The following is a 19,637-nucleotide window of genomic DNA, read 5'->3' on the forward strand; positions in this document are numbered from 1 at the left end:
CACTAAGCTAAGTGACTAAACTAAGTCAGTCAACTAAGAGAGGTGAAATGCCCAGGACGTCGGAGCGCGGCGGGCCGCTCACCCGGCGCAAGATCTCGGACGTCGCGACCCGCCTGTTCCTCGACCGCGGGTTCGACGAAGTGACGGTCGCCCAGGTCGCCAAGGAGGCCGGCGTCTCGAGCGTGACCGTCTTCAAGCACTACCCGCGCAAGGAAGACCTGCTCTTCGACCGCGTCGAGGATGCCGTCGAGATCCTGCGGTCGGCCGTGTGTGACCGCGCCGCCGGCGTCGACGTCCTGACGTCACTGCGGAACGTCGCATTCGGTCTCGTCGATGACCGGCACGCGCTGTCGGGCGTCAAGGATGGGTCGATCCCGTTCTTCCGAACCGTCGCGGCGTCGGCCGCGCTGATCGCGCGCGCCAGGGAAATCGCCGCCGAACTCGAACGCACGCTTGCCGCGGAACTCGACGACGACGCGGCGTTCGACGGCGACGCCACACTGTTCGCCGCGCTTGTCATCGCCGGGTACGCGACGGTGTTGACCGGGACCGCGCAGCGCGTCATCGCCGAAGGGTCACCGGACCCCGTCGTCGACGATCATCGCGAGCGCGTCACGCGGCTGTTCGACGCACTCAGGGACGGGCTTTAGGTCGGCTCGCCGGCATCCATCGGCGGCGTCGGGATGCCTGCCTGCTTGGCGGCCTTGCGGCGCTTGTACCACTCGAACGCGATCGGCAGCACCGACAGGATGACGATCCCGATGACGATCGGCTCCAGCAGCTTCTGGATGATCTCGATCCGCCCGAGCCAGTAGCCGAGCAGCGTCAGGCCTGCGCCCCACACGATCGCGCCGACGGCGTTGTACAGCGTGAACACCGCGTAGTTCATCTTGGCGGCGCCGGCGGTGATCGGCGCCAGCGTGCGCACGATCGGAACGAAGCGGGCGATCACGATGGCGAACGGGCCGCGCTGCTCGAAGAACAGATGCGCCTCGTCGAGGTACTTCTGCTTCAGGAATCGCGCGTTCGGCTTGAACATCGCGGTGCCGACATTGCGACCGATCCAGTACCCGACCTGCGCGCCGAGGATCGCGGCGATCGGGATGAAGACGAGCAGCTGCCACAGCTGAAAATTCACCTCGGCGACGTTGCCCTCGGCGGACGCCGTCGAGATGCCCGCGGCGAGCATGCCGGCCACGAACAGCAGCGAGTCGCCGGGAAGGATCGGGAACAGCACGCCGGACTCGACGAACACGACGACCAGCAACCCGATCAGCGCCCAGGTGCCGAAGTAGCTGAGCAGGTTGATGGGGTCCAGAAAATCGGGCATCAGCGCGAGATTGTCGACGACCACGGCCCCAAGGGTACCGGCGGCTTAGGCTGAGACATGCCCACCCATAAAGCTGTGCACGTCGCCGCCGCCAACGAAGCGCTCGTCCTCACCGAGGTCGAGACACAGTCGCCGCCGTCCGATCATGTCCGCCTGGACGTCGCAGCGTGCGGCGTCTGCGGGACCGACCGGGAATTCCACGCCGGACACTTCCCGGGCCTGCAGTGGCCGCTGACGATGGGTCATGAGATCGCCGGGACCGTGGCCGAGGTGGGCGACGGTGTCGAGGACTTCGCCGTCGGCGACCGGGTGGCGGTCGGCTGGTTCGGCGGCAACTGCAACCGCTGTGTCCCGTGCCGCAAGGGACAGTTCATGCAGTGCACGAATCTTCAGGTGCCGAGTTGGCAGTACCCGGGCGGCTATGCAGAGTCGGTGACAGTGCCGCGGACGGCCCTTGCGCGGATCCCGGACGGGCTGTCGTTCGTCGAAGCGGCGCCGATGGGGTGCGCGGGGGTGACGACGTTCAACGGCCTGCGTCAGACGCGCGCGAAGGCGGGCGACGTGGTGGCGATCCTGGGTGTCGGCGGGCTGGGACACCTCGGGGTGCAGTGGTCGCGGGCGATGGGCTTCGAGACCGTCGCAATCGGGCGCGGTACCGGCAAGGCCGAGGAGGCCAAGGGGTTCGGCGCGCACCACTACATCGACTCCACGGCGCAGGACGTCGCGGAGGAGTTGCAGAAGCTGGGCGGCGCGACCGTTGTGCTGGCCACCGCGAACAACGCGGAGGCAATGGCTGCGACGGTCGGCGGCCTGGGACCGCAGGGAGAATTGGTGACCGTTGGAGTGACCCCCGAGAACCTTCCGATCAGTCCGCTGCAACTGATCAACGCCGGGCTCTCGGTGACCGGCCACCCGTCGGGCACAGCGCGTGACGTCGAGGAAACGCTGCACTTCGCACTGCTGTCGGGGGTGCGCGCGATGATCGAAGAGCAGCCGCTGGCCGAGGCCGCGGAAGCCTTCGCTGCGATGGACGAGGGCCGCGCCCGCTATCGCCGGGTTCTGACCGTATAGGGAAACACCCGATTTCTCCTGCGTCGCGCCGGCGCTAGCGTCCGGTGGATGACCGAACACTGTGGCGTTTCAAGGACTTTCGCGGTCGCTGCAGCATGCCTGGCCGTGGCCGGCTGCAGCTCGTCTGGCGACGGCGAGCCCGCCGCGGCCGACGACGCACCAGCGACGACATCGGCGGCCGCTCCGGCCGTGATCGACGCGTGTGCGCTGCTGTCGGCGCAGGACGTCTCGGCGTTGCTCGGTACAGACATCGAGGGGCGGTCCACCTCTACCGACCCCACGATGCCGGGGTGTCTGTGGGAGAACCCGGACAACTACGAGTCCATCTCGATCGAGATCGGTAATCCGAGTTCGGCGGTGAACAACACCCTTCCGCCACCAGAACCCGGTTTTCCCGACGTCGGGACACCGGGCCCGGACGGCATGCGGTTCCTGGTGCCCGGGCAGGTGGAGTTCGCCGCGGGCGGCCGTAACAACATGGTGCAGGTCGCGGTCCTGGCGATGTCGGGGGACGAGGCCAACGCCGCCGCCGTCGACCTTGCCCGCAAGATCGGCCCCCAGATCCCGCGCTGACTAGAAGCTCGAGAAGTCCTGTTGTACGCGGCCGATTTCGACGTTCTTGCCGTTGAAGTCGGCGCGGCACGTGACAACGACGGTGTAGGTCTGCCCGGGAAGCGGAGCGGCGAACTCCAGTGGGGTGGTGCCCTTGGGGTTGACCTGAAAATCGCGGCTGGCAGGAAGTCCGAGTCCGTTGACTTCCCTGGCGTTGTAGGTGCACTGGGCCTGCAGGTTGGAGGTGTTGCCCACGGTTACCTTGGCGCGCAACCCTTCTCGCACGATATTCAGCGTGACGGCATTCGTGGGTGCTTTCTCGACCGGTGGCGGGGGCGGCGGGGGTGCCGGCTCGGGAGCCGGGGCGGGCGCGGGCGCAGGCGCGGGCTCGGGAGCCGGGGAGGGTGGCTCGCCGAGCACGATGGCGACGTAGCTGATCTCTGCGTCGTCGTCCCGACGCATTCCCACACCGAAGTCCTTGAATCGGCAGTTGGTGATCGCGCCGCGCATTCCGTCGACCAGGAGCGCGATCGCATCCGAGGTGGGGTCCGCGTCCGCGTTGCCCGCCTGGGTGATGCCGGAATAGCGGCCCGGCGGGGGTACTCCAGGTGCGCTGTTGCTTATCCGCGCCTGCGCGTCGCCTTCGAGGTCGATGTTGTAGTTCAGCGCTCCGCAGGGTGCGCCGCTGCGAGCAGCGTTGACAGCAGAACGGATCCCGTCGAGCGGGCTGGCGTTCGCGGCCGGCGCCACAACCGCGGACAGGGCACACGTAGCCGCCAAAAGCGCTGCAGATGCCACAGATACAGATGATCGATTCGTGTTCACGCTCAGACCCCCTCGGACGACAGCCGGCCGATCGACGATAAGTCGTGCATCACCGGCAACTAAATAGGGTGTTTTCCTACATCTGAGGAATGGACCCCGCCGGAGACGCCGGCAGCGGATACTCTCGGCACGACTGCTAGGAGACGAGGACTCGATGCCGAAGATGTATGGCCCACTGACTGCTGTGATCGCCTGCGGCGCAAGCATGCTGATGCTCGCCCCCGCGGCAACGGCTGACCCGGGAACGTTCCTGGAAGAACTGACCATCAATAACGCCTGGCTACCGGGCAAGAACGCCGAGCAGGTCATCGCCGCGGGCTACGGTGCGTGCGCGGACCTGCGCAGCGGCGTCCCGGTACTCGACGAGATGAGCCGGGTGGAGCAGCTCTACCAGTTCCAGCAGGGCACCCTCTTCGTCAGCGCGGCCAGCACACACCTGTGCCCGGACTTCGCCGGGTAACGCGCTGAAGTCCTCGCCCATTCGCCGCACATTCGCGGCTCACCACCCCCGCTGACACCTCGGATCATGACGTAGCGGGGCGCGACCTGCGCCTGGTCAATATGCAAAGCAGTCGGGATTCGCCCGATTCAAGTGCTCCCGCGGCGTCGGAAGCTTCCGACTGTGGCGATCGACATCCGTCTCTGAGCCCTCAGGGCTGTGGAGCTCGACCATTCTTGACATACTTCGGTGTACGCAAAATGGAGAGGAACCGCCATGCCCATCGCTACGCCCGAGGTTTACGCGGAGATGCTCAGCCGCGCCAAGGAGCACTCGTTCGCATTCCCGGCGATCAACTGCGTCGGCTCGGAGAGCGTCAACGCCGCTATCAAGGGTTTCGCCGACGCCGGCTCCGACGGCATCATCCAATTCTCTACTGGCGGTGCGGAATTCGCGTCTGGGCTCGGCGTCAAGGAGATGGTCACCGGCGCGGTGGCGCTCGCCGAGTTCGCCCACGTGGTCGCCGCCAAGTACGACATCACCGTCGCGCTGCACACCGACCACTGCCCGAAGGACAAGCTCGACACGTACGTCCGGCCGCTGCTGGCCATCTCCGCCGAGCGTGTCGCCAAGGGGCAGAACCCGCTGTTCCAGTCGCACATGTGGGACGGCTCGGCGGTGCCGATCGACGAGAACCTCGAGATTGCGCAGGAACTGCTGAAGCTCTCGGCCGAAGCCAAGATCATCCTCGAGATCGAGATCGGCGTCGTCGGCGGTGAAGAGGACGGTGTCGAGGCCGAGATCAACGACAAGCTCTACACCACGCCCGAGGATTTCGAGAAGACCATCGATGCACTCGGCGCCGGCGAGCACGGCAAGTATCTGCTGGCGGCGACGTTCGGCAATGTGCACGGCGTCTACAAGCCGGGCAACGTCAAGCTCAGGCCCGAGGTGCTCGCCGAGGGGCAGAAGGTGGCCTCGGCAAAGCTCGGTCTTGAGGCCGGATCGAAGCCCTTCGACTTCGTCTTCCATGGTGGCTCAGGCTCGTTGAAGTCCGAGATCGAGGATTCGCTGAAGTACGGCGTCGTCAAGATGAACGTGGACACCGACACCCAGTACGCGTTCACCCGCCCGATCGTCGGCCACATGTTCTCCAACTACGACGGCGTGCTGAAGGTCGACGGCGAGGTGGGCAACAAGAAGGTCTACGACCCGCGCAGCTACTTCAAGAAAGCGGAAGCCTCGATGAGCGAGCGCGTGGTGGAGGCCTGCAACGACCTGCACAGCGCGGGCCGCAGCGTCTCGGCCTGAGTGATTTCGGCGTAGTTTGTCGCGCTGACGTTGACGAACTACGCCGAAATCGCAGGTAACTACTGCGGGGCCTGGCAGATCTTCCACTGGTCGTCGCGAAACTGCAGGTCGAAGCTGCGGGTGGAGCGCGTCTGCGGTGCGAACGCCATGAAGGTCGTGACGTTGGCTTCGGCGTGGTCGCCGTTGACGACGATCTGGTCGATGCTGGCCACCACGGGGTAGCGGCCCGCATCGGCCACCCGCTGGTGGGTCTCGGTCCACTTCTTGTCGTCGAGGTTGTTGTAGCCCTCGGCTGTCGTGCCGCAGGTGATGCTGCGCAGCGTCGCGAGGTCGCCCTTTTCGATCGCGGCGTCGTAGTTCTGGATCGTGGTGCGCACGTGGTCCTCCTGCGACACCGCGGGTGAGGATTCCCGGGTCAGCAGGATGGTCCCGAGCACCGCGACGGCCGCCAGCGCCGCGATGACCAGCACGATGGCGATGGCCCAGCCCCACTTGCGCTTCGGCTTGGGCGGTTTCGGGGCGTCGTCGCGCGGTGGAATCATCTGTGGCGCAACGGGAGTGCCGGGGTCGCGTGCGGCGAACTGCTCGGTCGCCGGGTCGTTCGAGCGGCTGATGATCTGCGTGGAGCCGGCGTCGAATCCGGACGGCGCGGTGAATCGCCGCTCGTTCGGGTCGACCGTCAGCTCGTCGCCGGACGTCTCCGCCGGGGCGAACACCTCGGTGGCCGGCTCATGCTCGGGATCGGCCCCCGGCAGCACTTCCGTCTCGGCGTCGGTGGCTGCGGCCACCTCCTCGGTGGGCTCGTCCGAGTTGTCAGGCCCTTGGGGGTTCGACATACCGCGGAAGCTTAGCCATCCGCAGTGACGGCTGCCCACGCCCACACGGCACAATGGGGCCCATGACTCGGATGGGTGATCTTCTCGGACCGGAACCTGTGTTGCTGCCCGGCGATCCCGCGGCGGAAGCCGAACTCGACGCCGCGGAGAACCCGTCCATTGTCGCTGCGGCGCACCCCGCGGCCTCGATTGCGTGGGCTGTGCTGGCCGAGCAGGCCCTCGAGGCCGATCAGGCTGTCACCGCCTACGCCTATGCGCGCACCGGATACCACCGCGGGCTCGATGCGTTGCGCCGCAACGGGTGGAAGGGCTTCGGTCCGGTGCCGTTCGCGCACGAACCCAATCAGGGTTTTCTGCGGTGTGTCGGCGCTCTGGCGCGTGCCGCCGAGTCGATCGGGGAGACGCCTGAGTATCAGCGCTGCCTGGATCTGCTCGACGACTGCGATCCGTCGGCGCGAGGCGAACTCGGCCTGAGCTAGGCCCGTTACTTCGTCTCGCACTCGCAGTCGGCGGCGCTGCTGGGAGGTTCCACCTGCACCGTGGCGTGGTCCAGCCCGCGCGCGGTGAGCACAGCGCGTGCCTCGTCGAGTACCTGCGCCGAATCCCGGCTGCTGGTCAGATGGGCGGTGACCATGTCCTTGCCGGGCACCAGCGTCCACACGTGCAGGTCGTGCACCTCGGTCACCCCGGTGACCGCACCGAGTGCGCTGCGCAGTTCCTCGACGTCGACGTGGGCAGGCGACGATTCGGACAGGATCCGCAGTGCAGCCCTGGCCAGCGCGAAGGCGCGGGGCAGCACCCACAGCGCGACGAGCACGGCGACGACGACGTCGGCGTAGGGCCACCGGGTGGTGACGGTGACGATGCCGGCAATGAGGACCCCGATGCTGCCGACGGTGTCGGCGACGACCTCCATGTAGGCGCCCTTGACGGCCAGGCTCGTCTCGGAGTGCGAGCGCAGCATCATCACGACGACGGCGTTGGCGATCAGGCCGGCGAGGGCGACGACGATCATCGGGACGCCGGGAACGTCAGGCGCATCGCCGAGGCGTTCGAACGCCTCGTAGAGGATGAAACCGGCGACGCCCAGCAGCAGCACGGCGTTGGCGACAGCGGTGAACACCTCGGCGCGGTGCCAGCCATAAGTCCGTGAGGGGGAGGTGCTGCCGCGCTTGGCGAGCAGCACCGCGGTCAGCCCCATGAACATCGCGACGAGGTCGGTCAGCATGTGGCCGGCGTCGGCGAGCAGGGCGATCGAGTTGATCGCGAGCGCGGTCGTCAGTTCGACGACGAAGAAGACGGTGAGGATGCCCGCGGCGATGACCATGCGGGAGACCTTGGTGTCACCACCATGGCTGTGATCGTGTCCTGCTCCCATGCGGTGAATATATGCGTATTAATGCATATGTCGCAAGTGTCTAGAGCCAGGCCGACCAGAAGCGGGTCAGCTGACCGCCGACTGCGGACAGGTACGAATCCACCCCGGACAGGTCGAACAGCCAGTAAACCGCCCCGAAGAACCACTGGTTCATGCCCGGCGCGAGCAGGAGCAGAAGCAGGATGAAGAAGCCCCACTGCTTGGCAGGCGCCACGGCCCGCTGTGTCTCCGGGCTCAGATGAGGTTCGAGGGATCCGTAGCCGTCGAGGCCGGGGATCGGCAGCATGTTCAGCAGGAACGCGGTGACCTGAAGGAACCCGAGGAACGCCATCCCGGCCCAGAACACAGAGTGCTCGGGGTCGTAGAACATCCGCGTGAGAAGCAGCAGGACGACCGCGAAAACCAAGTTGACGGCAGGCCCGGCGAGGCTGACCAACGTCTTCTGCCGCTTGGTCATGTAACCCGTCTGCACGTAGACCGCACCGCCGGGAAGCCCGATCCCGCCGAGCGCGATGAACAGCACCGGTAGCCCCAGCGACAGCAGCGGATGGGTGTACTTGAACGGGTTGAGCGTGAGGTATCCGCGGGCCGCCACCCCGTGGTCGCCGAACCGGTGCGCCGAGTAGGCGTGGCCGAACTCGTGCAGGCACAGCGTCACCAGCCAGCCGAAGATGACGAAGACGAACACGCCGGCATAGGCGATCGGCGCGACGTCGCGACCCGCGACCCAGGCCAGTGCGCCGCCCGCTGCGGTCACGGCGATCAACGCCACGAAGATGGGGCTCGGCCGCACCGACTGGCGCAGCGGGCGAATGCTCACCCCACAAAAAATACCTGCGGTTAGACGCGCAACCAGCCCTCTGTGTGGCGGTAGAACGTCGAGCGTCGGGCCGGCCGGGGCATCGGCTCACCGTCGCGGACGACGAGTGCGCTGGTGGTGCCGAGCTGCGCCGCACGCCCGCTGACCCAGCGCTTCGGTCGCATCCGGCCCGACAACACGGCCGCCCGCAGTCCCGGCATCGTCGCGATCGGCTCGATCCGCACCCCGGTCACTTCGCCGTCGAAGAGCCGCTCGTCGTCGACGATCGCCTCGCCCTCAATCGTGCGCTGCCCTTCCGGAGGAAGCCAGTACGCCGCCCCGGCGATGACGGTGCCGGTCTCGTCGCGCACCAGCGGAACCCGGGTCGCGGAGCCGGTGCATGCGCGTCTGGCCTGCCACGGCCATCGCACGTGGGCCACCTCGATGTCGAGCCGGTCAGCCCGCAGCAACGCTGTGAGCACGGCAGATAGGTCTCGGTCGGGGCCGACGACGACGAGGCGTCGGTGATCGGTCAGCCCGTCGGAGGTGCTGTCGAGGACCTGAGCCCGACGCAGCGCACCGGGGACACGGCTGCTGCCGAGGCGTACGACAGCCAGTTCTGACGGGTCCAACAAGCTCCTTTGATCGAGCCGCTGATCAGGCCGGATGCAAATCAGCTAAGGTGGGTCACCGGCTGCCCACAGTATCGAAGCGCAGCTTCAGCGTTAGACAGCGGGAGACTCGCATGCCGGCAATCGTCCTCATCGGCGCCCAGTGGGGCGACGAGGGCAAAGGTAAAGCCACCGACCTACTGGGTGGACGCGTCCAATGGGTAGTTCGCTACCAGGGCGGCAACAACGCTGGGCACACCGTGGTGCTGCCCAACGGGGACAACTTCGCCCTCCACCTCATCCCGTCAGGCATTCTCACGCCCGGCGTGACGAACGTGATCGGCAACGGTGTCGTCGTCGACCCCGGTGTGCTGCTGACCGAGCTCAAGGGGCTCGAGGACCGCGGAGTGGACACATCTCGGCTGCTGATCTCCGCCGACGCGCACCTGCTGATGCCCTACCACGTGGCGATCGACAAGGTCACCGAGCGCTACATGGGCAGCAAGAAGATCGGCACCACCGGCCGCGGCATCGGGCCCTGCTACCAGGACAAGATCGCCCGGCAGGGGATCCGGGCCGCAGACGTGCTCGATCCGGCGCAGTTGGCCCAGAAGATCGAAGCCGCGCTCGAATTGAAGAATCAGATCCTGGTCAAGATCTACAACCGCAAGGCACTCGACACCGCCGAGGTCGTCGACAACCTGCTGGAGCAGGCCGACGGTTTCAAGCACCGCATCGCCGACGCCCGACTGCTGCTCAACGAAGCGCTCGAAAAGGGTGAGACGGTGCTGCTGGAGGGCTCGCAGGGCACGCTGCTCGACGTCGACCACGGCACGTATCCCTTTGTGACGTCGTCGAATCCGACGGCGGGCGGCGCATCGGTGGGTTCGGGTATCGGCCCGACCCGCATCACCACCGTGCTGGGCATCCTCAAGGCCTACACCACCCGCGTCGGCTCCGGCCCGTTCCCGACGGAGCTGTTCGACGAGCACGGGGCCTACCTCGCCAAGACCGGCGGCGAGGTCGGTGTGACCACCGGCAGGCCGCGCCGCTGCGGCTGGTTCGACGCCGTCATCGCCCGCTACGCGACCCGGGTCAACGGCATCACCGACTATTTCCTCACCAAGCTCGACGTGCTGTCGAGCCTGGAGACCGTGCCGATCTGTGTCGGCTACACCGTCGACGGCAAACGCACCGACGAGATGCCGATGACCCAGAGCGACATCGCCCGTGCCGAGCCGATCTACGAGGAGCTGCCCGGCTGGTGGGAAGACATCTCCGGTGCCCGGGAGTTCGACGATCTGCCCGCCAAGGCGCGGGACTACGTGCTTCGCCTGGAAGAGCTTGCCGGCGCCCATTTCTCGTGCATCGGGGTGGGGCCGGGACGCGACCAGACGATCGTGCGTAGAGACATCCTGGCGTGACGGGATGACCGAGGATCCCAGGGCGGCAGACCCGGAATACGATAGCCACGGCGGCTTCCCGAATTTCCAGCCCGCCAATCCCGGCCCGGGGTTCGGGCGTTTCCTGACGGCGATGCGGCGTAGCCAAGATCTGGCGGTTTCTGCCAATCCCGACGCCGCTACCTGGGATCGCGCGGCTGAGCTCGCCGAGGAACTCGCCGAATTGCTGGGTCCTTTCGAGGCGGCCGAAGGCGTCGGTCCTGCCAATCGCGTCCCCGCGCTACCCGGTGCTGGCAGTTTGCTGATGCCGCCGTACAAGGTGACGAGATTCGAGGCCGACGAGGTCCGGTTGGAGGTACAGTTCAGCCGGTTCTCGGTGGGCGGGAATTACGCCGTGCACGGGGGCGTGCTGCCACTGCTGTTCGACTCGGTATTCGGCATGGTGATCCACGCAGCGGGGCGGCCGATCAGCCGGACAGCCTTCCTACATGTGGAGTACCGCAAGGTCACACCGATCGACACGGTGTTGACCGCACGCGGCTGGGTTCGCGAAACCGAAGGGCGTAAGGCCTTCGTCAACGCCGAGCTTCTCGACCCCGACGGCAACCTGCTCGCCGAGGCGAACGGTTTGATGATCAGGCTGCTGGCGGGACAGCCGTAATGTGTGGCCGGGGGGAGTATGGAGAAGGGGCTGCGGGAGTACCTGCGGGCTTGGTGGCGGCTTCCTCACGAGTTTGATTGGACTGCACGGTATTTCCGCGCTCGCGGACTGATGCGCATCCATCAGGTGGCCGTCGGCAGCTTCTCGTTGCTCTATGGGCTCACCGCGCTGCTGTCGGTGGTGTGGGCCACCTTCGAGGGCGGGTCGCTCGCCTCCCGGATCTTGGTGCTCGCGATCGCGGGCAGTTCGACGGTGCTCGGGGTGCTGTGGATGTTCGGCCCATGGCCCACCGAGCGGCAGTCCATTGCGTTCGCCGTGTATGCCGACCTGGCCGTGGTGGCCGTGATGGCTTGCTACCACGATGCGTTCACCGCGATGCCGGGTCTGGCGCTGCTGGCCACCAACGGCATCTACATCGTGGTCGTCCACGGGCCACGCGCGCTGTTGATGCACCTGATCTTCACGGCGCTGGTGTTCACGTGGTGGTTCGTCTGGGCGATCGCCCAGGGGGCGTTCGGGCTGTCGGTCATCACCGTTCGGGTCCTCGCGCTGTTACCTCCGGTGATGGGGGTGCCCGTCATCGTGCAGTCGTATCTGCTGGCGCTGCGCCTGGGTGCCCTGGATTCGCTGCACGATCCGCTGACCCGGCTGTACAACCGGCGCGGCCTCGACACCCACGTGGCCGAACTCGTGGCGCACGGCGAGACGAGCCTCGCCGTCCTGGCGATCGACATCGACAAGTTCAAGGCTGTCAACGACGGCTACGGGCACGACGTCGGCGACCAGGTGCTTGTCGCGGTGGCCAATGCCGCGCAGGTTGCCGTGCTGAACCTCGGGGTCCGGTCGGTGATCGCCCGCACGGGCGGTGAGGAGTTCGTGGTTGTGATCGCCGGCGGCCCGCATGTGGTCCGCGGGCTCGCGGCGGAACTGCACCACACCGTCGCCGGGTGCGACACCCCGACGGTGCCGACCGTCAGCATCGGCGCGGCCACCGCGCGGGTCGAGGACCGCGATGTCGGGCGGGTGGTCCGCGATCTGATGGAGCACGCCGATGCGGCGATGTACCGCGCGAAGAACGCCGGCGGCAACCGGACTGTGACCGTCGACGACGCGGTTCCGGCCGAGGATTGAGTATCCGTCGTGCCACGATGTGCCCATGACGCATCCGGCCGACCGGCACCTGCGGAAGCTCAGCACGCCGCGGGCCGCCGCGTTCGCGGGCGTCTTGTTCGCGCTGCTGTTCGGCACCGCGCTGGTTCTCATCCGGATCTCGCTGCCCGAGGGCCATGAACTCGGTTCACAGTGGCTGGACGGGTCGAGTCAGCGACTGCGTGTGGCTGTCGTGCTGATGCCGTTCTCGGGTATCGCGTTCCTGTGGTTCATCGGCGTGGTGCGCGACGGTCTCGGGAAGCTGGAGGACAAGTTCTTCTCGACGGTGTTCCTCGGCAGCGGGCTGCTGTTCCTGGCGATGATCTTCGCTTCGACGGCCGTGGGCGCGGGTCTGCTCGCCACCAAGGAGTTCGACGGTTCCGGGGCGCACACCGAGGTCGCCGCATTCGGTCACGGGCTGTTGATGGCGTTGTCGAACACGTACGCGCTGCGGATGGCGGCGGTGTTCATGATGTCGCTGGCGACCATCTGGTTACGCACGCGGCTGATGCCGAGGTGGCTGGTGGTCACCACCTACCTGGTGGCGCTGTGCGTGCTGATCGCCAGCGATGTCAGCCGGTGGATGACGATCGCGTTCCCGATCTGGGTGCTGATCGTCAGCCTGCTGATGCTGGTGCGGTCAGGGGTTATCGATCTTCCAGACTCAGAGCACTCGCCGGACAGAGCTTGACCGCCTCGGCCGCGTGTGCGGCTTCGTCGCCGGTCACCTCGTCGTGCAGGATCTCGACGATGCCGTCGTCGTCCTGATCGAACACCTCGTGGGCCACCATGACGCAGTTGCCGGCCTGGATGCAGAGTTCGCGATCCGCAGTCACTCTCGTCACCACGCCACCTCCAATCTCTTCAGACCGTAGATGAAGTGAAACGCCCGGAACTGCACATCGGCGAAGTCCTCGGCCAGCCTCAGCGCCGGGAATCGCCGCAGCAGCGCGGGGAAGGCGATCTGCATCTCCATCCGGGCCAGCGGCGCGCCGAGGCAGTGATGGACTCCGTGCCCGAACGCCAGGTGACCGGGCGCCCCACGGGTGATGTCGAGAACGTCTGGTGCATCGATGAATTCGGCGTCACGGTTACCCGACGGCAGCGACGCGAACACCAGCTGCCCCGGCGGGATCGCGACGCCGGCGAGTTCGACGTCGGTGGTGGTGATGCGCGGGATCGCGGTCTGCACGATCGACAGCCAGCGCAACATCTCCTCCACCGCGGGCGCCACCGCGTCGGGATCGTCGCGGACCGCGGCCAGTTGATCGGGATGGCGAAGCAGCGCAAGGGTTCCCAGCGCCAGCATGTTCGACGTCGTCTCGTGGCCGGCGAGCAGCAACAGACCGGCGATGCCGATGAGCTCGTCGTCGGTCAGGTCGGCGCCGTGCTCACGGATCAGCATGCCGAGGATGTCGTCTCCCGGAGCGTTCCTGGCGCCCGCCACGAGAGCCTCCATGTAGGCCCGCCCCTGGCGCTGAAGCTCGAAGCGCTCGGGGATCGGGATCGACAGGTCGAGTTGTCGGGCGCTGCGTTTCTGGAAGTCTTCGCGATCGGCGTACGGCACCCCGAGCAGCTCGCAGATCACCAGGGACGGGATGGGCAGCGCGAAGTGCTCCACGAGATCCGTAGGGCCTGCCGTTTCCATCGCATCCAGTTGCGCGTCGACGATCTCGACGATCCTCGGCCTCAGCCGCGTCATCCTCCGGTGGGTGAACTCCGGCGTGAGCATGCGGCGCAACCGCTGGTGCTCGGGCGGGTCGAGGCCGAGGAGATTGCCCGCCCTGGCGCGGGCCTGGGCTTCCTCGTCCATCGGCGGCCCCCCGGGCATGGCGAAACCTGGTGGCCTGCTGTTGGAGAAGCGCGCGTGGTCGGACAGGACGGTCTTGACGTCGTCGTAGCGGGTGACGAGGTAGACCTGCATGCCGAACGCGTTGGTGACGGTCCGGACACCCTCGTGTGTGCGGATGTCCCGAAGCAACGGGGTGGGGTCGAACGCCTCGCGCCGCATGTGCAGCGGTGGCAGATCGGCCGGCGCTTCACCGGTGGCCTGACTCATCTCTCGACGCTACGCGCCGAAGACGAAGTCCCCGATCAGCGCGTTGACCAATGCCGGATTCTCCAATCCGGCCAGGTGGGCCACACCGTCGAGGACCACCATCCGCGCACCGGGAATGGCGTCGGCCATCGCGGTCGTCTCCTCGAGCGGGAACGTCGCATCTTCGTCGCCGGCGACGACCAGGACGGGCGTTGTCACGCCGGCCAGCAGTGCGCGTTGGTCCGGACGGTTCGGGACGACGCTGCGCACCGCCCAGCGCGCCGATGCGACGTCGACGGATTCGACTCCTGCGCGGACGAAGTCGACGACGTCGGGGCGGTCCCGGAACGTGGTCGGACCGAGGAACGCCTTGAGCACCGACCGCGTCAGCGGCGGGCGGATGCGCCCCAGCAGCCGGGCGATCTGCAGGAGAAGTCCGTACTCCAGCTTCTGGGGTGTGGCGGCCGCGGCCGCGGTGCAGTTCATCAGCACCGTGCGACCGGCCCGGCTGGGGTGCAGCGCCGCGAACGTGCCGCCGATCATGCCTCCCCAGGAGTTGCCGACGAAGTGGATCCTCTCGATGCCGAGCGCATCGATGACGTCGACGATGCACTGCGCGCACTGCTCGAATGTGAAAGGGGCGGTGAGCTTCTCGCTGCCACCATGGCCGGGCGGATCGATCAGCAGGACGCGGTGGTCGGCGCCGAAATGATCGGCCTGGGCCCGCCACATGTCGCCGGTCATCAGCAGGCTGGGCCAGAACATGAGCGGCTCGCCTGCACCGGTGCTACGGACCCGAAGGCGCCCCAGAGCGGTGTCGACCTGCAGGTTCTCCACGGTCAGAACCGTAGTCGCGTTGCAGGGCGGGCCACCAGATCCGCGGCCCGATCAGGGTGAACAGTGCGGGGATCACCAGCGTGCGTACGACGAAGGTGTCCAGCAGGATGCCGAGCCCGACGATGATCCCGACCTGCGTCAGCACGATCAGCGGAAGCACGCCGAGCACGCAGAACACCGCGGCCAGCACGATGCCAGCACTGCTGATGACCGCGCCCGTCGCCGAGACCGCCCGCACGATGCCGTCGCGGGTGCCGTGCTCCGGTGTCTCCTCGCGGGCCCGGGTGACCAGGAAGATCGTGTAGTCGACGCCGAGCGCCACCAGGAACAGGAAGGCGAACAACGGCGCGGTGTTGTCCAGCGCAGGGAATCCAAACAGGTGCACGCTGGCCCAGCCGCCGAGGCCGAGCGCGGCCAGCGCGCTGAGGACGGTGACACCGACCAGAACCAAAGGCGCGAGCGCCGAGCGCAACAGCGCGTAGAGCACCACGAGAACCACGATCAGGATCGCCGGGATCACGACCGCGCGATCGTGGGAGGCGGCGGACGCGGAATCGCGCGCCACGGCGTCCGAACCGCCCACCAGGGCGTCCGGGTCCACCTGATGTACCGAATCACGCAGTGCATCAATGGTTTCGAAGGCCTCGTCGGAGGCCGGTGCGGCGTCGAGGACGACCGACCATTGGCTCAGGCCGTTCGGCGACGTGCCTGCCGGGGTCGCCGAGACGACGCCCGGAGTGCCGGTGATGGCCTGCTGGATCTCGGGAGCCCGGTCGGTGGATGCGATGACCCGGGCCGGGTCGGTCAGTCCGCTGGGGAAGTGTGCGGCCAGAGTGTCGTAGCCGCTGACCGATTCGGCCTGCACGCGGAACTGTTCGGTCTGCGACAAGCCGACCGGTGTATTGAGCAGGCCGGTGCACAGCAGCCCCAGCGCTGCGATCGTGACGATCGACACCTGCGTGGGTCTGCGCGCCACGGCGGCGGCCACCCGGTGCCAGATGCCGCTGTCGGTCAGCGGGGTGGCGCCGACGGTAGGGATGAACGGCCAGAACAGTTTCCGGCCGAACAGCCCGAGCGCGGGCGGCAGCACGAGAAGCACGAACACCGCCGCGACGACGAGGCCTGACGCGGCCTGCACGCCGAGGCTGCGGGTGCTCGGCGACGACGCGAACAGCAGTGTCAGTAGCGCGAGCACCACCGTGGCGTTGCTGGCGATGATCGCCGGGCCTGCCCGCCGCACCGCGGTGTCGAGCGCGTCGCGGTGGGAACCGCTGCGGCCCAGCTCTTCTCGATACCGCGAAATCAGCAGCAGCGCGTAGTTGGTGCCTGCGCCGAACACGAGCACGCTGGTGATCCCGCCGGTCGATCCGTCGGGGCTCATCCCCAGGGCTTCCGCGACGGCGGCGCCGACGACGGCGGCGACCCGGTCGGCGAAGCCGATCACCAGTAGCGGGACGAGCCACAGCACCGGTGAGCGGTAGGTGACGATCAGCAGCAGTGCCACGACGGCGGCGGTGACGGCCAGCAGGGTGAAGTTGGCGCCGGAGAACGAGTCGGCGATGTCGGCACCGAACGCGGGGCCGCCCGTCACCTGGGCGTGCAGATCCTTCGGCAGCTGATCGGTGGCCTTTGCGCGCAGTTCTTTCACCGTGTCGGTGAGGTCGAAGCCCGACAGATCCGCGGACAGCGGGATCACCGTGACCGCGGCCCGACCGTCCTCGGACACCTGCGGGGGAGGACCGGGAAAGGCCTTAACGACGGCGGCGACGTCGGACGGGCTCAGGGGTGCTTCGTCGGTGCGGGTGACCACCAGGATCGCCGGAACCTGATCGCCTCCGGGGAACTCGGCACGGGTCGCGTCGGCACGTGCGGACTCAGAGGCGGGTGGCACGGCGACAGGTGATTGCCCAGCGGAATCGCCGCCGCCGAGGACGCCCATCAGCGCACCGGACACGAGGACGACGAGGAGCGCGATCACCCAGGAGTAGCGGCGGCTCATACCTCCAACATTTCAAATGTTTAACAATTAAGCAATTGAAGGTTCACCGATAGGGTGACGGGATGCAGGGTGAGGACCGGGCCGCGCTCGAAGCGTTGATGGCGGCCGACATGCGCGCTCTGACCGCGGCCTCCGATCAGTTGGGGCACACGTTCGCGGCGTTACACGACGTCACCGCCAACGACTTCCGCGCCTTGCTCCATGTCATGGTCGCCGAGAGTGCCGGCGAGCCGCTGACCGCCGGAGAGTTGCGGCGGCGGATGGGGGTGTCGGCCGCGGCGATCACCTACCTCGTCGAGCGGATGATCGCGTCCGGCCATCTGCTGCGCGAGGTCGACCCGGCCGACCGGCGCAAGGTGAAATTGCGGGTGTCCGAGCACGGCATGGGTGTGGCGCGAGGCTTCTTCACCCCGTTGTCCGGGCACGCCAGCGACACCATGGCCGATCTGACCGACGACGACCTCGCCACCGCCCACCGTGTCTTCACCGCGCTGGGCGCGGCGATCGAACGTTTTCTCACCGAGCTCGGACCCCGGTGAGGCGTTCGGACACCTCCCACAACCGCGCCGCATCGGCGGCGTCGCTGGCGGGCCGGTAGACGTCCTGCTCGGCCGGCGGCCCGGACAGATGACGAAAACCGCGAGGGCCGTAGAACTTTCCGCCCTCGGCCAGTGGGCTCGTGCCGGCGTACAGGGCGGGCAGCAGGCCCTGGTCCACCGTCTGGGTGAGGATGCCGAGCCTTGTGGTGGCCCGGATCATCCGCACCGACAGCGTGTCCCGGGACCGGCCCATGTGTGGTTGAGCGGCAAGCAGGTTCGTGGCCGTGACACCGGGATGGGACACGTTGCTCGTGATGCCCCACCCGGCGTTCTGGCTGCGGCGGTGCAGCTCAAGGCCGAACATCAGATTGGCGATCTTCGACTGGCTGTAGGCCCTCCCCGCAGAGTAGGACGACTCGAAGTTCAGGTCGTCCCAATTGATCGCGTGCGACGCCGCGGCGATGCTCGATTGCGTCGTGACGCGCGCGGCGCCCGCCCGCAGCAGCGGCAACAGCTGCAGCGTCAACGCGAAATGGCCGAGATGGTTGGTGCCCCATTGCAATTCGAAACCGTCCGCGGTGGTCTGGCGGCTCGGCGGGTTCATGATCCCGGCGTTGTTCACCAGGAAATGGATCGGTCTGCCGTCGGCGACGAGCTCGCCGGCGAGGTCGGCGATCGATTGCAGGGAGGCCAGGTCGAGCCGGCGGAGGCGCACGCGTGCCCCGGGCACGGCGGCGTTGATGCGCTCGACCGCGTCGCGGCCTTTGTCGGTGTTGCGAACCGGCAGAACCACCTCGGCGCCGGCCGCGGCCAGCCGGTGCGCCAGCCCCAGGCCGATGCCGTCGCTGCCGCCGGTGACGACGGCCAGCCTCCCGCTCAGATCAGGGACGTCCACTGTTGCGTTGCGTGTCATGACCCCACGCTGGCAGCGTCGTCACAATGCATTCAGGGTTCGGTCATCCACTGATCGCCGATCCCCGGATACCACGTCGTCGCGCTGATACGACTCCGGATCAGCGCCCAGCGCAGCCAGTTTGGCGTAGCTGGACGTCCCGGGCTCGGCGGTGAACACGAGCAGGACGTGCAGCCGGTCCGGGTCGTGCAGGCTCTGGCACTGCACGTCGAGCACGCCCAGCTTGGGGTGCGCGATGCGCTTTTCCAACTCCGGTGGCTGCGCCACGTCGTGGCGACTCCACAGCTCGGCGAATTCGGGGCTGCGTGCCAACAGGTCGTCGACGATCCGCGCGGCCTTCGATCCGGCCCCGTCACGGGCGCAGGCCATCCGGGCGCCGGCAGCGAAGGAACGGCTCAGTGCCGCATGGTCTTCGACCGGATACACCCCGCGGGCCTCGTCGTCGGTGAACCAGCGGTACACCACACTGCGCGCGAAACCCCGATGAACTGTCTCGTCACCGAGCAGGGCCCGGGCCGCGGGGGTCTGTACCAGGGTTTCGCCGAGCGCCGTCATCACCTGCGCCGGGGTGTCCTGCAGGCGGTCCAGTATTCGCAGGGTGGCGGGGCTGACGTTTTCCCCCGACACAGTGCGCGCCGGCGCGTTGTGGCCGGCGAGGCGGAACAGGTGGTCGCGTTCGTCGAGCGACAGCCGCAGCGCACGCGCCAGCGATGCCAGCACCTCGACCGACGGCTGCGGAGCGCGTTGCTGTTCCATCCGGCTGTAGTAATCCGTCGAGATCGACGCCAGCGCCGCGACCTCCTCGCGGCGCAGCCCCGCGGTCCTGCGGCGCGACCCGGCGGGCAGCCCGACGTCGGTGGGCCGGAGGGCTTCGCGGCGGGTCCGCAGAAAATCGGCGAGCTGTCCCTGGTCCATCAGCCCAGTGTCCCTGCGGCCGGCGAGCCCA

Annotated in this window: 23 protein-coding genes; 11 read left to right on the forward strand and 12 right to left on the reverse strand. The window is 67.5% G+C overall.

The features are described 5' to 3' along the window. Positions 1-47: 47 nt before the first annotated feature. Positions 48-650: a TetR/AcrR family transcriptional regulator gene (locus P9A17_RS01715; protein ID WP_278036865.1), complete on the forward strand. Its 603-nt coding sequence runs from the start codon at positions 48-50 to the stop codon at positions 648-650. Here P9A17_RS01715 and P9A17_RS01720 read toward each other — a convergent pair. Further along, positions 647-1,330, reverse strand: a complete 684-nt coding sequence (locus P9A17_RS01720) for a VTT domain-containing protein (protein WP_278037011.1) — start codon at positions 1,328-1,330, stop codon at positions 647-649. The genes P9A17_RS01715 and P9A17_RS01720 overlap by 4 nt on opposite strands. A 57-nt stretch (positions 1,331-1,387) precedes the next feature. On the opposite strand from P9A17_RS01720, the gene P9A17_RS01725 reads away from it, so the two are divergent. Next, positions 1,388-2,401 (forward strand): alcohol dehydrogenase catalytic domain-containing protein, encoded by a 1,014-nt coding sequence (locus tag P9A17_RS01725; protein WP_278036866.1) that lies wholly within the window; start codon positions 1,388-1,390, stop codon positions 2,399-2,401. A 48-nt stretch (positions 2,402-2,449) separates the two neighbouring features. Then, positions 2,450-2,974: a DUF3558 family protein gene (locus P9A17_RS01730; protein ID WP_278036867.1), complete on the forward strand. Its 525-nt coding sequence runs from the start codon at positions 2,450-2,452 to the stop codon at positions 2,972-2,974. Here the strand turns inward: P9A17_RS01730 and P9A17_RS01735 are convergent, their stop codons facing one another. Continuing rightward, a complete protein-coding gene (locus P9A17_RS01735) occupies positions 2,975-3,751 on the reverse strand; it encodes a hypothetical protein (RefSeq protein ID WP_278036868.1) in 777 nt (258 codons plus the stop codon). Between the two features lie 181 nt (positions 3,752-3,932). On the opposite strand from P9A17_RS01735, the gene P9A17_RS01740 reads away from it, so the two are divergent. Together P9A17_RS01740 and fbaA are read left to right on the forward strand one after the other, a co-directional pair. Beyond that, positions 3,933-4,238 carry a DUF732 domain-containing protein gene (locus tag P9A17_RS01740; protein ID WP_278036869.1) on the forward strand — a complete coding sequence of 102 codons (306 nt, stop codon included), beginning with the start codon at positions 3,933-3,935 and terminating at the stop codon, positions 4,236-4,238. 255 nt (positions 4,239-4,493) lie between these two features. Further along, positions 4,494-5,528, forward strand: coding sequence for a class II fructose-bisphosphate aldolase (fbaA, locus tag P9A17_RS01745; RefSeq protein WP_278036870.1), 1,035 nt, complete (start codon positions 4,494-4,496; stop codon positions 5,526-5,528). Between the two features lie 59 nt (positions 5,529-5,587). On the opposite strand, the gene P9A17_RS01750 is transcribed toward fbaA, so the two are convergent. Further along, positions 5,588-6,364, reverse strand: a complete 777-nt coding sequence (locus P9A17_RS01750) for a DUF4878 domain-containing protein (RefSeq protein WP_278036871.1) — start codon at positions 6,362-6,364, stop codon at positions 5,588-5,590. 62 nt (positions 6,365-6,426) lie between these two features. Between P9A17_RS01750 and P9A17_RS01755 the strand changes: the two genes are divergently transcribed. Then, positions 6,427-6,843 carry a DUF3151 domain-containing protein gene (locus tag P9A17_RS01755; protein ID WP_278036872.1) on the forward strand — a complete coding sequence of 139 codons (417 nt, stop codon included), beginning with the start codon at positions 6,427-6,429 and terminating at the stop codon, positions 6,841-6,843. A gap of 5 nt (positions 6,844-6,848) precedes the next feature. Here the strand turns inward: P9A17_RS01755 and P9A17_RS01760 are convergent, their stop codons facing one another. The 3 genes from P9A17_RS01760 to P9A17_RS01770 are packed head-to-tail and all read right to left on the reverse strand — an operon-like array spanning position 6,849 to position 9,173. Then, positions 6,849-7,742, reverse strand: coding sequence for a cation diffusion facilitator family transporter (locus P9A17_RS01760; RefSeq protein WP_278036873.1), 894 nt, complete (start codon positions 7,740-7,742; stop codon positions 6,849-6,851). Positions 7,743-7,782: 40 nt separating this feature from the next. After that, positions 7,783-8,562, reverse strand: coding sequence for a site-2 protease family protein (locus P9A17_RS01765; RefSeq protein WP_278036874.1), 780 nt, complete (start codon positions 8,560-8,562; stop codon positions 7,783-7,785). 20 nt (positions 8,563-8,582) lie between these two features. Further along, positions 8,583-9,173, reverse strand: coding sequence for a peptidase M50 (locus tag P9A17_RS01770; RefSeq protein ID WP_278036875.1), 591 nt, complete (start codon positions 9,171-9,173; stop codon positions 8,583-8,585). A 113-nt stretch (positions 9,174-9,286) separates the two neighbouring features. On the opposite strand from P9A17_RS01770, the gene P9A17_RS01775 reads away from it, so the two are divergent. From P9A17_RS01775 to P9A17_RS01790, 4 genes are all read left to right on the forward strand, one after another. After that, on the forward strand, positions 9,287-10,576 hold the full coding sequence (locus P9A17_RS01775; RefSeq protein WP_278036876.1) for an adenylosuccinate synthase: 1,290 nt from the start codon (positions 9,287-9,289) through the stop codon (positions 10,574-10,576). A 4-nt stretch (positions 10,577-10,580) separates the two neighbouring features. After that, positions 10,581-11,216 carry a PaaI family thioesterase gene (locus P9A17_RS01780; protein WP_278036877.1) on the forward strand — a complete coding sequence of 212 codons (636 nt, stop codon included), beginning with the start codon at positions 10,581-10,583 and terminating at the stop codon, positions 11,214-11,216. Between the two features lie 111 nt (positions 11,217-11,327). Beyond that, positions 11,328-12,347 (forward strand): GGDEF domain-containing protein, encoded by a 1,020-nt coding sequence (locus P9A17_RS01785; protein ID WP_278036878.1) that lies wholly within the window; start codon positions 11,328-11,330, stop codon positions 12,345-12,347. Positions 12,348-12,372: 25 nt separating this feature from the next. Further along, positions 12,373-13,056, forward strand: a complete 684-nt coding sequence (locus P9A17_RS01790; protein ID WP_278036879.1) for a hypothetical protein — start codon at positions 12,373-12,375, stop codon at positions 13,054-13,056. Here the strand turns inward: P9A17_RS01790 and P9A17_RS01795 are convergent. The 4 genes from P9A17_RS01795 to P9A17_RS01810 are packed head-to-tail and all read right to left on the reverse strand — an operon-like array spanning position 13,013 to position 17,239. Further along, the gene (locus P9A17_RS01795; RefSeq protein WP_278036880.1) at positions 13,013-13,210 is read right to left on the reverse strand and encodes a ferredoxin; all 198 of its coding nucleotides are present in this window, start codon (positions 13,208-13,210) and stop codon (positions 13,013-13,015) included. The genes P9A17_RS01790 and P9A17_RS01795 overlap by 44 nt on opposite strands. Next, complete coding sequence (locus P9A17_RS01800) at positions 13,207-14,424, reverse strand: cytochrome P450 (protein WP_278036881.1); 1,218 nt, start codon at positions 14,422-14,424, stop codon at positions 13,207-13,209. Before P9A17_RS01800 ends, P9A17_RS01795 begins: the two co-directional genes overlap by 4 nt. A gap of 9 nt (positions 14,425-14,433) precedes the next feature. After that, positions 14,434-15,240 carry an alpha/beta fold hydrolase gene (locus tag P9A17_RS01805; protein ID WP_278036882.1) on the reverse strand — a complete coding sequence of 269 codons (807 nt, stop codon included), beginning with the start codon at positions 15,238-15,240 and terminating at the stop codon, positions 14,434-14,436. Next, positions 15,191-17,239 carry an efflux RND transporter permease subunit gene (locus P9A17_RS01810; RefSeq protein ID WP_278036883.1) on the reverse strand — a complete coding sequence of 683 codons (2,049 nt, stop codon included), beginning with the start codon at positions 17,237-17,239 and terminating at the stop codon, positions 15,191-15,193. The genes P9A17_RS01805 and P9A17_RS01810 overlap by 50 nt, the downstream gene beginning before the upstream one ends. 62 nt (positions 17,240-17,301) lie before the next feature. Between P9A17_RS01810 and P9A17_RS01815 the strand changes: the two genes are divergently transcribed. Beyond that, the gene (locus P9A17_RS01815; protein WP_278036884.1) at positions 17,302-17,778 is read left to right on the forward strand and encodes a MarR family transcriptional regulator; all 477 of its coding nucleotides are present in this window, start codon (positions 17,302-17,304) and stop codon (positions 17,776-17,778) included. On the opposite strand, the gene P9A17_RS01820 is transcribed toward P9A17_RS01815, so the two are convergent. Further along, the gene (locus P9A17_RS01820; protein WP_278036885.1) at positions 17,756-18,691 is read right to left on the reverse strand and encodes an SDR family oxidoreductase; all 936 of its coding nucleotides are present in this window, start codon (positions 18,689-18,691) and stop codon (positions 17,756-17,758) included. The genes P9A17_RS01815 and P9A17_RS01820 overlap by 23 nt on opposite strands. Positions 18,692-18,712: 21 nt before the next feature. After that, the gene (locus P9A17_RS01825; protein WP_278036886.1) at positions 18,713-19,606 is read right to left on the reverse strand and encodes a helix-turn-helix transcriptional regulator; all 894 of its coding nucleotides are present in this window, start codon (positions 19,604-19,606) and stop codon (positions 18,713-18,715) included. Between the last annotated feature and the right edge of the window lie 31 nt (positions 19,607-19,637).

Source organism: Mycobacterium sp. 236(2023) (assembly GCF_029623955.1).
In the GTDB taxonomy this organism is placed as follows: Bacteria; Actinomycetota; Actinomycetes; order Mycobacteriales; family Mycobacteriaceae; genus Mycobacterium.

Excerpts from the sequence above, each read along its gene's own strand:
- P9A17_RS01790 (WP_278036879.1), top strand. The coding sequence starts at position 12,373 with ATGACGCATCCGGCCGACCGGCACCTGCGGAAGCTCAGCACGCCGCGG.
- P9A17_RS01715 (WP_278036865.1), top strand. The coding sequence starts at position 48 with ATGCCCAGGACGTCGGAGCGCGGCGGGCCGCTCACCCGGCGCAAGATC.
- P9A17_RS01720 (WP_278037011.1), bottom strand. The coding sequence starts at position 1,330 with ATGCCCGATTTTCTGGACCCCATCAACCTGCTCAGCTACTTCGGCACC.
- P9A17_RS01825 (WP_278036886.1), bottom strand. The coding sequence starts at position 19,606 with ATGGACCAGGGACAGCTCGCCGATTTTCTGCGGACCCGCCGCGAAGCC.
- fbaA (WP_278036870.1), top strand. The coding sequence starts at position 4,494 with ATGCCCATCGCTACGCCCGAGGTTTACGCGGAGATGCTCAGCCGCGCC.
- P9A17_RS01810 (WP_278036883.1), bottom strand. The coding sequence starts at position 17,239 with ATGAGCCGCCGCTACTCCTGGGTGATCGCGCTCCTCGTCGTCCTCGTG.
- P9A17_RS01800 (WP_278036881.1), bottom strand. The coding sequence starts at position 14,424 with ATGAGTCAGGCCACCGGTGAAGCGCCGGCCGATCTGCCACCGCTGCAC.
- P9A17_RS01760 (WP_278036873.1), bottom strand. The coding sequence starts at position 7,742 with ATGGGAGCAGGACACGATCACAGCCATGGTGGTGACACCAAGGTCTCC.
- P9A17_RS01755 (WP_278036872.1), top strand. The coding sequence starts at position 6,427 with ATGACTCGGATGGGTGATCTTCTCGGACCGGAACCTGTGTTGCTGCCC.
- P9A17_RS01820 (WP_278036885.1), bottom strand. The coding sequence starts at position 18,691 with ATGACACGCAACGCAACAGTGGACGTCCCTGATCTGAGCGGGAGGCTG.
- P9A17_RS01750 (WP_278036871.1), bottom strand. The coding sequence starts at position 6,364 with ATGTCGAACCCCCAAGGGCCTGACAACTCGGACGAGCCCACCGAGGAG.
- P9A17_RS01815 (WP_278036884.1), top strand. The coding sequence starts at position 17,302 with ATGCAGGGTGAGGACCGGGCCGCGCTCGAAGCGTTGATGGCGGCCGAC.
- P9A17_RS01780 (WP_278036877.1), top strand. The coding sequence starts at position 10,581 with ATGACCGAGGATCCCAGGGCGGCAGACCCGGAATACGATAGCCACGGC.
- P9A17_RS01775 (WP_278036876.1), top strand. The coding sequence starts at position 9,287 with ATGCCGGCAATCGTCCTCATCGGCGCCCAGTGGGGCGACGAGGGCAAA.
- P9A17_RS01785 (WP_278036878.1), top strand. The coding sequence starts at position 11,328 with ATGCGCATCCATCAGGTGGCCGTCGGCAGCTTCTCGTTGCTCTATGGG.
- P9A17_RS01740 (WP_278036869.1), top strand. The coding sequence starts at position 3,933 with ATGCCGAAGATGTATGGCCCACTGACTGCTGTGATCGCCTGCGGCGCA.
- P9A17_RS01730 (WP_278036867.1), top strand. The coding sequence starts at position 2,450 with ATGACCGAACACTGTGGCGTTTCAAGGACTTTCGCGGTCGCTGCAGCA.
- P9A17_RS01725 (WP_278036866.1), top strand. The coding sequence starts at position 1,388 with ATGCCCACCCATAAAGCTGTGCACGTCGCCGCCGCCAACGAAGCGCTC.